This window comes from Ruegeria sp. CDSC068, from assembly GCF_059610545.1.
In genome coordinates this window covers 208,108-220,631 of sequence record NZ_JBXWNV010000007.1, presented here as the reverse complement: position 1 = coordinate 220,631, position 12,524 = coordinate 208,108, and the positions used below count along the sequence as shown (strand labels likewise).

At 53.3% G+C, this 12,524-nt stretch carries 17 protein-coding genes; 6 read left to right on the top strand and 11 right to left on the bottom strand.

The annotated features are described in order from the left end of the window. The first annotated feature begins 11 nt into the window (after window positions 1-11). The gene (locus AC2FID_RS15845) at window positions 12-140 is read left to right on the top strand and encodes a hypothetical protein (protein WP_496698302.1); all 129 of its coding nucleotides are present in this window, start codon (window positions 12-14) and stop codon (window positions 138-140) included. Window positions 141-173: 33 nt separating this feature from the next. Here AC2FID_RS15845 and AC2FID_RS15840 read toward each other — a convergent pair whose 3' ends face one another. From AC2FID_RS15840 to AC2FID_RS15805, 8 genes are all read right to left on the bottom strand, one after another. Beyond that, a complete protein-coding gene (locus tag AC2FID_RS15840; protein ID WP_496837626.1) occupies window positions 174-782 on the bottom strand; it encodes a transmembrane anchor protein in 609 nt (202 codons plus the stop codon). A 12-nt stretch (window positions 783-794) separates the two neighbouring features. Continuing rightward, a complete protein-coding gene (locus AC2FID_RS15835) occupies window positions 795-1,448 on the bottom strand; it encodes a HupE/UreJ family protein (protein ID WP_496698599.1) in 654 nt (217 codons plus the stop codon). A 123-nt stretch (window positions 1,449-1,571) separates the two neighbouring features. Further along, window positions 1,572-1,889: a hypothetical protein gene (locus AC2FID_RS15830; RefSeq protein ID WP_496698306.1), complete on the bottom strand. Its 318-nt coding sequence runs from the start codon at window positions 1,887-1,889 to the stop codon at window positions 1,572-1,574. 363 nt (window positions 1,890-2,252) lie between these two features. Beyond that, window positions 2,253-2,621, bottom strand: coding sequence for a c-type cytochrome (locus AC2FID_RS15825; protein WP_282120658.1), 369 nt, complete (start codon window positions 2,619-2,621; stop codon window positions 2,253-2,255). Window positions 2,622-2,698: 77 nt separating this feature from the next. Beyond that, window positions 2,699-3,565 carry a CopD family protein gene (locus AC2FID_RS15820; protein ID WP_496837624.1) on the bottom strand — a complete coding sequence of 289 codons (867 nt, stop codon included), beginning with the start codon at window positions 3,563-3,565 and terminating at the stop codon, window positions 2,699-2,701. 2 nt (window positions 3,566-3,567) lie between these two features. Next, a complete protein-coding gene (locus AC2FID_RS15815; RefSeq protein WP_282120582.1) occupies window positions 3,568-3,909 on the bottom strand; it encodes a copper resistance CopC family protein in 342 nt (113 codons plus the stop codon). Between the two features lie 11 nt (window positions 3,910-3,920). After that, complete coding sequence (locus AC2FID_RS15810; protein ID WP_496837621.1) at window positions 3,921-4,352, bottom strand: c-type cytochrome; 432 nt, start codon at window positions 4,350-4,352, stop codon at window positions 3,921-3,923. Between the two features lie 538 nt (window positions 4,353-4,890). Beyond that, the gene (locus tag AC2FID_RS15805; RefSeq protein WP_282120584.1) at window positions 4,891-5,280 is read right to left on the bottom strand and encodes a MerR family transcriptional regulator; all 390 of its coding nucleotides are present in this window, start codon (window positions 5,278-5,280) and stop codon (window positions 4,891-4,893) included. Between the two features lie 171 nt (window positions 5,281-5,451). Between AC2FID_RS15805 and AC2FID_RS15800 the strand changes: the two genes are divergently transcribed. Then, on the top strand, window positions 5,452-5,700 hold the full coding sequence (locus AC2FID_RS15800; protein ID WP_496837619.1) for a hypothetical protein: 249 nt from the start codon (window positions 5,452-5,454) through the stop codon (window positions 5,698-5,700). A gap of 4 nt (window positions 5,701-5,704) precedes the next feature. Beyond that, entirely contained in the window at window positions 5,705-5,923 is a 219-nt protein-coding gene (locus tag AC2FID_RS15795; RefSeq protein ID WP_496837618.1) for a GDCCVxC domain-containing (seleno)protein, read from the top strand. A gap of 463 nt (window positions 5,924-6,386) precedes the next feature. On the opposite strand, the gene AC2FID_RS15790 is transcribed toward AC2FID_RS15795, so the two are convergent. Together AC2FID_RS15790 and AC2FID_RS15785 are read right to left on the bottom strand one after the other, a co-directional pair. Next, complete coding sequence (locus tag AC2FID_RS15790; protein WP_496837616.1) at window positions 6,387-6,842, bottom strand: luciferase domain-containing protein; 456 nt, start codon at window positions 6,840-6,842, stop codon at window positions 6,387-6,389. 149 nt (window positions 6,843-6,991) lie between these two features. Beyond that, window positions 6,992-7,582, bottom strand: a complete 591-nt coding sequence (locus tag AC2FID_RS15785) for a YceI family protein (protein ID WP_496837614.1) — start codon at window positions 7,580-7,582, stop codon at window positions 6,992-6,994. A 111-nt stretch (window positions 7,583-7,693) separates the two neighbouring features. Between AC2FID_RS15785 and AC2FID_RS15780 the strand changes: the two genes are divergently transcribed. Then, window positions 7,694-8,275 carry a TetR/AcrR family transcriptional regulator gene (locus AC2FID_RS15780; RefSeq protein ID WP_282120589.1) on the top strand — a complete coding sequence of 194 codons (582 nt, stop codon included), beginning with the start codon at window positions 7,694-7,696 and terminating at the stop codon, window positions 8,273-8,275. A gap of 990 nt (window positions 8,276-9,265) precedes the next feature. Here the strand turns inward: AC2FID_RS15780 and AC2FID_RS15775 are convergent. Next, window positions 9,266-10,654, bottom strand: coding sequence for a hypothetical protein (locus tag AC2FID_RS15775; RefSeq protein ID WP_496837612.1), 1,389 nt, complete (start codon window positions 10,652-10,654; stop codon window positions 9,266-9,268). A gap of 81 nt (window positions 10,655-10,735) precedes the next feature. Here AC2FID_RS15775 and AC2FID_RS15770 point away from each other — a divergent pair, with 81 nt between their 5' ends. Together AC2FID_RS15770 and gntH are read left to right on the top strand one after the other, a co-directional pair. Beyond that, on the top strand, window positions 10,736-11,044 hold the full coding sequence (locus AC2FID_RS15770) for a hypothetical protein (RefSeq protein WP_282170053.1): 309 nt from the start codon (window positions 10,736-10,738) through the stop codon (window positions 11,042-11,044). A gap of 4 nt (window positions 11,045-11,048) precedes the next feature. Further along, window positions 11,049-12,503, top strand: a complete 1,455-nt coding sequence (gntH, locus tag AC2FID_RS15765; protein WP_496837312.1) for a guanitoxin biosynthesis MBL fold metallo-hydrolase GntH — start codon at window positions 11,049-11,051, stop codon at window positions 12,501-12,503. Window positions 12,504-12,524 lie beyond the last annotated feature (21 nt).

Here is a 12,524-nt window from a genome sequence, read left to right as displayed (position 1 = left end):
CGCGGTTTGTTATGACGCTGCAATTCATGCGGCGCTCGCGAAACCCGCCAATCGAAATCCGGATCGACGAAGACCGCAATGCGGACAAAGCACCAATTCGCTGCGCTTGCGCCAAGGTCGGCTTTCACCAGCGCGCCTAGAGTTTTAGGCGCGCCCAGTTCTCCGACCTAATCCTACCGGACTATAGCACTGTAGTCGCCGCGCAATTGAAGCGTCACCGTTACCGCCTCATCGTCCCTGTTGCGCCAGAACCAGCCGTGATCTCCGGCGAAAGGAGTTTCAAGACTACCTTCGCCTTCGGTTTGACCGCGCCCTTTCTCATAGGTCACGTTTTGGTCGCCCGCGTGTGCATGGAGGTCGAAGTTGACCCGACCACCTTCGGCCACCCACGCGTAGATTAGGGTCGCTCCCTCTTCCATGGTTGCCTTGATCTCGGTGAACTCACCCGGTTCGAGCGTGAACGTGATTGTATCCTGCCACGCCTCCTGAGCGTGTGCTGTGCCAACGAACTGACCGAAGATGTCATCGAGTAAGTTCGATGACTGATCCGCCCCGTGAACTTGCTGATCCTGCTCGGCTTCATCTGCCAGTTCCTGCTTGATTTCGCCCATCTCAGTCAGGCCAAGCACGCGGCCTGCGCCCGTTGGGTCAATCCCGTATTCAGCAGGCAAAACGACCACAACGAGTATCGCCACGGCGCTGATAGCAGCGATTGTCGTGGATCGAAGAAGCTGGGCTGAGCTCGGTAATTCTTCGAGGCTCGGTTTCTTTGCGTTAAACATTTGAGGTTTTCCTTATGCGGCCACGAAATAGCCGGTCAGTTGGTATCCCATCAGCACAAAACCGATGGTCATCATGACGACATTGACGGTGTAGGCTTGTTCGAAAAATTTGGCGCTCTTTCGCCAGTACCCCATGACGATGAGGATCGCTGCGAGTGCCAGAAGTTGGCCGATCTCGACGCCAACATTGAAGGCCAGGAGGTTGGGTAGCAGCCCGTCTGGTGCGATCTGGTAGTCCAGTATTTTCGTGGCTAAGCCGGTGCCGTGAAACAGGCCGAAGATGAAAGTCGCTGCCTTGGTGGTAGGCTGGAAGCCGAACCACCGTTGATAGGCCCCTAGGTTGTCGAGCGCCTTGTAGACAACGGACAGCCCGATGATGGCATCCACAATGTAGGAGCTGATACCCCAGCCGAACCATACTCCCGCGAGCATCGTTATAGAGTGGCCAATAGCAAAGAGGCTCACGTAGACTGCAACGTCTTTCGACCGATAGAGGAAGAAGACGACACCAAGGAGGAACAAGATGTGGTCGTAGCCCGTGACCATATGTTTAGCCCCGAGATACATGAAGGGGATGATGTGCACGCCCCAGATTTCTTGGATGTATCCAGCATCGCCGGGCGTAACATCATGCGCCAATGCTGCGCTGGGCGATAGCAGCAACATGGACAGGACGAAGAACGCGAGACGTTTAGAATTGCGTCTGACGCCTTTATGGAAGGTTCTCATGGAGTAACTCCGCTAAATATTTGGATTGATCGGTGATGCGCGTGAGCCGCGCGGTGCCGATCAAGTTCGCGGAGGTCGATCTATTCGGAACTGACGATTAGGGCCGCGGTCTGAGTTAAGCCTTCGCCATGCCTCGTCCCTGTGCCATTCAGGTGCGGTGCCTGAAACACTGGCGAGAAACGGCTGCTTGTGGTCATGATCCGCCACGTCGTGGCTATGGCCGTGCATCGCCCAAAAGAGGTCTTTTTTGAACCCGTGCGAATGGCCATGATCCTCGACCATTTCAAGATGGTCTTGGATCGTCTCAATAATCGCCGGAGCATGCGAGAATGATGGTGTTACGGACCAAACGACCAACGCCAGAAAGAGGGCAGCCAAGCCAACTCTTTGAATGTGCACGTAAGCCTGTTTCATCACATCTGTCAGCCCGGTGATTGCAGCCTCTATGCGGCTGCCACGAATTTGTTCACTTCTACCGTAGTGTTTGCCACGTGGTCAAATCCACCTATCAGGCTCTTGCATTCGTCTGGTGATCTTGGAGCTGTTGAAGCGACCTAGACGATGACTGAATAATATCTCGGGCCGACCTGCCAGATGTGCAGGTTAGTGGTCTTGTCAGTATCGCTTTCGATTGCATCGCGCATCACCGACCTTCACTCAAAGACTTGCGCGCAAGGCTTTTTCACGAAAACCCGACATGGGCGCAATGTCCTTACCGCCACGTGGCGAAGGTTGCCTTTCTTAGTCATGCGGTGGGTTGCGGCCTGCTTGAATTTCCTGAACACGTTCAGGCCAAGTGGAACGGATATAGGCAAGAATATCCCAAATATCGTCATCGGTGAGGGTATCACCAAAGCCGGGCATGCCACTTGCAAAGCCGTCGACGCCACGCGCTGCCAGCGCCGCCTCGCCACCCAACTGGGTGTACTCGAACAGAAGCTGGTTGTCGTGGTGCCATGTATGCCCAGTCTCGTCATGGGGCGGCGCAGGCAGAATGCCGTTGTTGTCAGGCGTCTGCCAATCCGGCTGCCCTTCGAGATTGACGCCATGACAAGAAGCGCACTGTTCGGCGTAGAGGGTCTGCCCATTGGTCAAGTCCCGGTCGTCCATTTCGTGACCAGCAGTTGCACCCGTTGCTAAGCTGAAAAATGGGATGATCAAAAAGTCCCGCACGTTCATGGGATACCTCAGTTCGGTAGGGTCAAAACGCTGGTGAGTGTTGCGGTTGCTGCAAGTACCATCAGAATGATCACAGTTTCGATTTCAATGGAGCGCGCCAAGTGGCGGGCGGCATTATTATCCCCGGACTGCATGGCCGGAACGAAGCGGAGCTTATTTGCGGCTGCCAACGTCAGGGCCACGCCCACAAGTGCAAGTTTGATCAGCAGGGTTTGCCCATAACTCGTTGTCATTAACGCCCGCATATCGCCCAGCAACATCCAGGCCATCAGCAGTCCCGCCAAAATCAACGCAGGGACAATGATCGAAGCTACCTGTCCAAACCGATGCCCCAACATGGCCGCGTTGTTCAAATACTCTTGCCGTTGCGACAGGGTACGCAACGGTCCAAGGATACCGACCCAAAACGCAACTCCCAGAAGGTGCAAAAGCAATAGCAAACGGACGCCAGTTATCTCTAATTTGGGGACATGCCCGATCTGGGCGAATGACCACAGGGCGATCATTCCACCGGCAAGCGCGATCCATTGGCCGACTAGGGGTGTGAATATCCCGAAGATCATCAATACCGTCCCGACAACCCGGTAGAAGAGAACGTCGCCAACCGAGGTCTGCCACAGCAGACCGAGCATTTCTGGATCGGTCATACCATCAGCTCCGCCCGTCAAGGCTGCACCGCGCAGCATGAACCCCAGGAAAGAGCCCGCAAGCGCAAGCCCCGCCAACAGAGCAATCTGACCACGCATTCTATCACCCAGAGGCGACACCAATTCGGCAAAAGCAGCCCGAATGATCAAAAGACCGGTCGCACCACTAATGCCGACATACAGCATCAGCTTGGACAAAATCGCGCCTATTCCCCAGATATCGGGCATGCTCAGTCCACTGTGAAGGTGAATTCGCCCTGCATGGCGTGCCCATCCGCACCCAAGCCCCGCCATTCAATGCGATACGTGCCTTCGCCCATGCCTTGAAGCGGGAGCGCGAATGCGCGGCCAAAACTTGTCTGGCCTCCAAGATCGAGTGCGACGGTATGTGCCTCCTGGTGGATCATGTTGACTTTTGTCAGGCGAATATCATCCGCGAAATTGAAACTGATCTCAGAGGGCACTTCGGCAACTGTCGCGCCGTTTTCGGGTGTGGTGGTGTCCACGCTCGAATGGGCAAAAGCGCTTGTGACAAGCGTGGAGATCAATGCAACTATGCTGAGCGTTTTCATTGGGGTATTCCTCAGTTTATTCCATTAGCGCGCTGGATTTCGCGGATATAGTCGATGACCATAGCCACGTCACCGCGGGTTAAGCCTTCAACCGGAGGCATGTTGCCAAACTGCCAGTGGTGGCTTCTGACGCCCATTGCGACCGCGCGTTGAAAGGACTCGTCTGCATGATGGCTGGGTTCATAGATAACATGGATCAGCGGTGGCCCTGCGCCTTCAACGCCTACCGCGTTGCTGCCGTGGCATGCGGAACACGCGTTTTCGAATATGCGCTGCCCGATGGCCGCATTTCCTTCGATAGGCGGCATCTGAATTGTCACCATTGCATTGGCCTCGGTAGGTGCCGATTGCGCTGCGTCCTCAACAGTGGCGGGACGTAGGGTGATATAGGCAGCGATGGCTACCACGGCGCATGTGCCAATCAGGAGATATTTTCGGTTCATATACTGGTCCTAACCTTATGTAACAGAGTGGTGCCGCAAACAAATCGCAGCACACCGGAACGTGTTCACTGCCATGAACAACGTCGGAAACCTGTTTCAAGAGTTAGGTGGTCTGTCCGGGTTGCCCGGTTCATTAAGCGTGGAGAGGTTTGAGGCCTGCCATACCGCTACAATCACGGATCGGTTGGGTGTGGTTTGGAAATCCTGCACCGTGAGCGCGAGAACATTGCACAGGAAAGGATTGCATCCTTCATGTGCTGCGCTGTCCGGTTCATGCTGTCTGTCTTCGCTAGGAGCGACCAACTCGTGGTTAGCGTGTTGCACCTCAACACTTGTGGCCATGTGATCAATACAATGCCCGCCAACGCACTCACTAGCTAGCGCATGCGCGACGTTCCCAAGCCCCATAACAAGGATCAGACAAACCGTAAGAAGTGTCGTGGTTATTGGCCGAAGGTACTTCACGTGGCGAGGCTACCCCGGATGCTGAGCGAAGACAATGCGCGTACCAAAGGGTCGCGCAACACCCGATGTTCCACTACCCGGTACGCAATTGAGAAAGCAAAGGGCAGGAAACATTCCCGCTGTCGCAATTGGCTGTGAGTTCAGTCAACGCCGCTTCCAAACGCTCAAGTTCCTTTATCTTTTCGCGAACATTCAGGACGTGCTGTTCAGCCAAGTCCTTAACAGATTGGCAATCATCGCCATCGCTTTCAGATAGCTCGAGGAGCGTCCTCGCATCGGCAAGCGGAAAGCCCAGTTCACGGCATTTCTTTAGGAACCGAAGCCGTCCAATATCCTGCCTGGAGTACATCCGCCGATTATTTGAAGCGCGTTCCGGTTTAGGAACGATCCCTTCGCGTTCGTAGTAGCGGATCGTTTCAATGCCGACACCGCTTTGCCGGGATGCTTCCCCAATCGCAAACATGTGAGACTTCCCAGCTTGATCCTGTAGTGGCTACAGAAGTTATACGAGACAGGGTCACTTAGACAACTCCGCGCAAAAGGACCGTTGAAAACGAAAATGCAGAGGGTGCTCAAACTTAGTTACATAGGATCGTTGTCAGCACTTGGCGTGGCGACTTGCTGTGTACTACCCATGACGATGATGCTGCTGGGATTGGGCGGCAGTTGGCTGGCAATCTTTGGGAAGATCGCAGCGGCTAGCTACTACGTGTTGGCAATTTCGACCGCGCTCGTCGCGGTATCTTGGCTGGTATCTTACCAACACGGTTCCCAAAAGCAGTTGAAATGGTGGCTTTTGGGGGCGACCGTGATGGCCGGCTTGGCTTGGGTCGTCGTATTCTATGAGGCTCGGATCAACGATTTATTGATTATGCAGATGTGAGACAATGACGGAACAAATTGTTGTGCTTGAAAGCACGCTGACTTGCCCAAACTGTGGGCACAGCGAAACTGACGAAATGCCTACGGATGCCTGCCAGTGGTTCTATGAATGCAAGTCATGCAGAACAGTCTTGAAGCCGTTGGAAGGCGACTGTTGTGTCTACTGTTCCTTTGCCACCATTCCCTGCCCACCAATTCAGCTGGGCGATGGCTGCTGCGGATAGTGTGTCATGTTGCTCGCTAGGTGAACTTGTCACCAGAGAATTTCGACAATTTGCCCAACTGCAGCCCCGGTAAATGATCGCGAGAAACCTGTCATTCAGCGCTTGCGCAGCATGAGGTATTTTCGGCTCTCCTGGCACCTTCGCCGCGATCTGCGCCAAGGGGGGCTCTGATATGGATCGACTTTCGCTGAACGCCGCATGAACAAGCAAGACGCAAACTTTGCGGCCATTCGCATTTTTGGTCCGTAGGTCAGCAGTACAGCCCGAAGCGGACCTTCGACTCTGAGCTTTGCTAATTCAACTGCGCGGGACGGGAGCTACCATTGATGCGAATGGCTTGAACGTATCGAGCGCTTCGTCACGGCGACAATGTACGAGAGAATTTGACCGCTAATAGCAAGGCGGCTGAAACAGCACTTTTAAAGGAAGCAGGCGTCACCGCAAACTTTCGGGCAAAACAGGCTTAACCCAAGGTGTTGCCGGTGACGAAGGTGTACGAACTTTCGACCAGATCGATGACGACATCCAACTCTTCTGGTGTGGTCGGTGTGTATATCATCACAAAGCCGCTCCACCCAGGACGTTGCTTGGCCCAAGGGTGTGCAGCGGCCCAACCAGCCTCAATTGCCTGCCGCGCCATTGCGGGGTGCAGCGAAGCGTGCAAGCTGCCATCAGGATGCATATGCGCAAACTCAAACCCACCGACGATAGAGTTCGGTTGAGACAACAACATGTCAGGATCAAGCTGAAAGCCAATCGCGCCAGGTAATGATATGCGTGTTGGGCCAAGTGTGACCCCTGGGAATTGCGCAACACGCTCCAGCAATAGCCGGGACAAATCGGCATTAATTTCGACACCAATCTGAGTATGCGGTACGCCGCTTGTCGTTTCGGGACGGGGCGAGGTGCGCTCCGGCAAGGAGCGCTCTTGTGCGAATACCAAAGGGCACGTTAAAGCCAGTGCTGTCGTGGCAACCGCCAGTTGCCTCAGGAACACATTCATTTTGTTGTCAGCCCGTCAAAAGTAAAGATTGAGTGCTCAGCGCCGTATCGGCGCCCCTGCACACATCATTCAGCTTTTAACGCTTCGATATTGATCAAGAGCTCTATTTCGTCGCTCACCGCTGGTGCAAAGGCCCCAAGTCCGAATTCAGACCGCACGATAGTCGCCGTCGCTGCCAGCCCCAAGGTCGGCGTGCCCTCCTTTTCGCCAAAAGGGTATGGCGCTGACTTGTTAAGCGTTGTTTCCAGAACAACAGGTTTGGTGACGCCATTCATGGTCAGGTCGCCAGAAATATTCGCGGAATTGTCCCCGGTCACTTCAATGCTGGTTGAGGCGAATGTGACCACGTCACCGTCACTCGCGCTAAAAAAGTCATCGGACATGAAGTGTTGCAAACGGGCATCCCAGCCCGTGATCATGGATTTTACAGGCATAGAAACTGTGACAGATGAGGCAGACGGATCATCTTCGTCGAACTCGATCTCACCGCTAAAACCTGAGAACATTCCATATGTTTCTGAGAACCCGATGTGGTTGTAGCTGAACAATACCTGGCTGTGTCCAGGATCCAGCTCGTAAATGCCGCTCTCGGACAATGCGGTTGTCGCGCCCATCGATAAGAGTACCGCCAGCGGGGTTGCTGCCACTTTGAACATTGATACGCTCCCGTTTTGACAAGACGTGTTTGTGGGATTTAGGTTTTGACCGACCATACTTTTAGAACAAAATGTTCTACTATGCAACAAGATGTTCTATAGGAGGGACGATTGAAAGAAGACCCTAGGCTGATCGCCACACGACAGACCGCGCTTGATGCGGCGCAAAGGATACTGATGAATGAGGGCGTATTGCACGTAACTCATGGCGCAGTTTCAAAGGCAACGGGCATTTCGCGCAGCACACTTTACAGGCACTGGCCAGATGCGCGCAGTCTGCGTGATGCAGCATTCAGGCGCATCGCAACACCGCCGAACATACCGCCCAAAACCGATGGCCCGCTGCGATCTGACCTGCGCTGGTTACTCGGAATACTGATGGGAGCTTTGAATGACACACCATGGGGCCAAATCGCGCCACAGGTGGTCGCTGCGGCGTCCACCGATGCAGAAGCGCGGTTGGTGATCACTGAATTTATGAAAGACAGGTTCGCAAGTGTTGAAGCAGTATTTGCAGCCGCAATAGGTCGCGGTGAGGTCACCGCCGACGTTCCGGTTGATCAGCTTATAGAACTAGCAGTGGCTGCACCTTATTTCCGCAAACTCATACGTCACGAAGCACTGAACGAAGATTGGTTGGATCGACATGTTGATCTGCTTTGCAGTATCGCGAAAACCAATTCGGGACAGTGACCATCGCCTGACTTTGCAATCAAAGCGACCCGCAACAGGCGCGAGATTTCGGCAGAACAGCAAATTGTGATCAATAGCTTGTCCAGCCAGTTCCTAATAGCGATTGCTCCAAAAGGTCTCGGCAAATGTTTGCTATGATCGTCCGCCGAGGTTTGAAAGGTCAGCTTTCTGTGCACTGCCGAGATTGATGCACAGTGCAGCAAGTTGCACTTTGGGCTCAATTGAGGCCTAAGCCGCAGCGTTGATGAGTGGCCGCTCTTCGTGCTGGGTCAGAAATGCTTGACGTTTGGGTTAGAATTGAATGAATCGATTTGTTCGTTTCTTGAGGTTTTGGCGGCCGATTGAGTCAAAGATCAGTGATGTTCCACATATCTGTTGAACGTCGCACGAACCAGACCCAACCGCCACAGTTGGACCAGAAAAGCAGTGAACTTTCGACATCTGATGGCGCCCCCAAAGTTGGACATCAGTTGAATTTGATCTTTGCGTCATCAACTAACACGCCGCACCATTTCATACTCCCGCAGACAGTTTGGTTTGATCTGACTTCCCTTTCGGAAAATCAGAGCTGATTTGCAGGTCAGACAGCGAAGCTGCCTGTTGCCGCTAATCTGCCACGTGGCGAACGCAGAAACTACCTTGTTTTCATACGTCGTATGAAGAAACACGGAATCTATGATTTGGGTCGTTGGAGTGATGAGAGCCAGGGTGGGTAAAGATTCAACCAGAGATCGCTTCACATAACACCCATACTGCGACGTACGCGGTTTGTTATGACGCTGCAATTCATGCGGCGCTCGCGAAACCCGCCAATCGAAATCCGGATCGGTGAAGACCGCAATGTGGACAAATCTGCCGTTAGCTACAACAATTTCCGATGACCGCTTTCGGCGTACATTAACACTACCAAGGTATGTTCTCTTGTGTTGGCGGTAAAACACACTTTACGCACGTGGGCCTGTCTCTCGCCATGGCTAGAAAGGGTATATCTTAAAACCGCCATCCCGCATCTGTTAAGGCTGAAATCACCCCTTCCGGTAAATCTGGGCTGGAGTAAAACGCACCCAGAACTAAATCTGGCCTGAACTCTGGCCAGGACTGTTTCAGTTGGTTCAGTTTTGCCTTTGCTTGGTTGATTTCACCCAACCTCTGATGGGCAGCCGCCAGATAAACCAGTGAGAGAGCACTGACAGGATCACCATTATCACTCGCAAATTCCAGAGACGAGATCGCCTCCCTAAACTCTCCAATGTGAAAGCTTGCAACTGCGTGAATGTTTCTGTGAGCAAACCGATGGCTTCCAATTTCTCGCGGATGGCTTGGGTCACTGACGTCATACGCTTCTTCAAAACGACCCAAAACCAGTAGTATCAAGCTACGAAAATCTAGGACATTTCCATCTTTGGGACGTAGCGACTGCGCGAGTGCTGAATACTCCAGTGCATTGTCATAGTCGCCAGAGACATATGACACCCATGCCAGCGCGGATTGGCTCCAGCCGTTTGAGGGTGCAAAGTCCACCGCTTTCTGTGCCATTTGTCGTGCATTCAGTATCAGCGCGTCACGCTCTTCCACGCTTTGCGTTTGAAGGGCCCGGGTTCCCAGACTATGGGCCAATCCGGCATATCCACAGTAAAAATCGGGAGCCTCATTTATTGCCATTCTAAATATGTCGCTGGCCAGGATCTGGTTATCGATAGTTGCGATTGGAAAGAGCAGGCCCCGAGCTTGATCGCAGTAGTTTGACGCCTGTACTGCAGCGGGTGATTTAGCGGATAGTGCCTGTCGCTCAAGTGAGCGCGCGGATGTCTTTGGGTTTAGATCAACAATCTGTTCCATGCGCCCGCCCAAGTTGTAAGCAAGAGCAATGATCGCTATGGTGACAGCAGGGATGCCAATCAGCCAGGGTAATCCTGGCCTGAATGGCGTGTGATCGACATTGCTCTGAATTGTACCAGAGCGGTCCTCGAACCAAGGCGCGTAGCCGCCGCTATCAATGTGAATGCGCAGATCGTCTTCAGCACCTGCCGTTTCATAGTACTGCTGAAGTTTTCGCCGTAACCGCCCCGCATCCACACGAACAACGTTGATGTGGCCGTCATCACTGGCAAAACTCTTGAAGTAAACATCCTGAGCGATTGTTTTGCCAAGAATAGCCTCGGATCTACCCGCAATGGCCTCTTCGACAACGTAGCTCAGAAAATTCCGAAGGCGTTCCGCCTTGCTAAACATGTCACTCGCCAATACCTGGTCCAGCGCGTACTTCACACGGGTCGCGTGACGTTCCGGATCAAGGGTCAATTCTCTGTCGGGCATCTGAAACTTCAAGTTTCTCTGTATTTTCAACTCCATACTGTCAAATGAATATTTGAATGTCACCCTAATTTCACGGTGTAACCCTTCCGCGCTGCGCGATGTGCCCTCAGCCTGGTGCCTAGAGATGGACTAGGCGCCAGGGCAATGACGGACATCAACTTACTAGAGCTCGCTTTTCCGGACCAAATCAGCCGCATCCGAGTCATGCGAAAGAACCATCATGGATTCGAGGCACTTTGCGGTGACTTCGAGTTGCTCTCAACCGAGTTGGAGAGGGCCCGGAAGGTCAATGAGCAGACGTCACCATGTCTGATCGATCCTGTCACCGAAAGCCTAGACGGGCTAGCCGAGGAAATCGCCGAGCATCTCTCTCGATTTACCAATTCAGAGATTGTCCCGAAAGCCATTTCAGAAGTGGTTCCCATATTCACCCAGGCTCGAACAAAGGACTGAAAATATGCTGCAAAACAGACAGAGGAAGTCAATTAAGTCACTCAGCGCACTCGCCGTCGCAGCGACATTGTTCGCCACAAATGCGTTCGGTCAGGCTCCTCCGGTACAGGAGCCCTCATCCCAAGAAGATATTGAGGCTGCACTGACTGGCGGCGTCCCAATGGGACGTTGGAAAGAGGGTCTGACCTTTGAGGGCATCTCTCCTCAACCGTGGTTGAAAAGTGCGGCAAACTGGTTCCCACGCACCGAAGATGTACAGCCCAACGAGATGAGAATTATCTTCATGGGATCTGCTCCGTTCATTCGCCCTGGACAAATGAACACGGCGATTCTTGTTGAGCTGGGTAACGGTAAGATTTTCATGTTTGACATTGGTGAGGGCTCACCAGCGAACATCATTGCCAGTGGATATGCACTGAATGAAATTACCGATGTATTCATCACGCACCTGCACGTAGACCACTTTGGTGGGCTGCCGTACCTGTGGATGTTCGGAACCTGGGCCGGTGGATGGCACGAGCAGTTGACGGTCCACGGCCCATCCGGCCGCACCAAGGAGTACGGCACCGCAACTATGGTAGAAGGCATGAAAATGATGACCGGCTGGCACCGGGATGCGTTCAGCGTCTTTCCAGTTGGCAAAGGTTGGGACATCGAAGTCAACGAATTTGATTTCCGTGACAATGGCGGCGTGATCTACGATGAAGACGGGGTCAAAGTCACACACTGGCAAAGAAGCCATGCCAAAGACGGTGCGTCCGGATACCGGATGGATTGGAATGGCATGTGCTTCATCTGGACAGGTGACGGTCGACCCAACATGATCGATATTCCTTTTGCCAAAGGCTGTGATGTCTTCGTCACGGAACAGCAGCAGGAAATCATCGAAATCTCATCTGGTGTTCAGGGCGTGCCGCCATTTCTGGGGCGTTATACAGTCGATACTCATCACACACCCAGCTATGCTGCTGGCTACATTGCCAATCTGGTGCAACCCCGGCTTTTGATGAATACGCACATGAGCTATGACCCCTATCAGATTGAAGAAACCGTCGCGGAGATCCGCGAGCACTGGAAGGGTCCCTATCACTTTGGCGCGCCAGACGGCATCGTAGTGAATGTGACCAAAGATCAGATATGGGTTCGCGAAGGCATATTGCCCGAGTTTCCAAACTCACGTGCGCCGCAGTTTGACTTTAGCAATGGTCAATTGATCGTGCCGAAGCCACCCCATCGGCGCGAAGACATTCAAGAACCCTACGTGCGCGATATGGAGATCGATCCTAAGCTGTACTATCCCGAGGGATATCATCCTGAGCTGCTGACCGAGTGGCCAGTTGATGACGATCTTGTTGTTCCTCTGGAAGCGCTTCCCGAAAACCTGAAGGAGAGTATGGGCGCGGCGTGGCGCCATCGTGAAGCCAACCGCAAAGTGTTGGAAGAGCAAGTTGACAACTAAGTCATCATGACAAACAGGGCG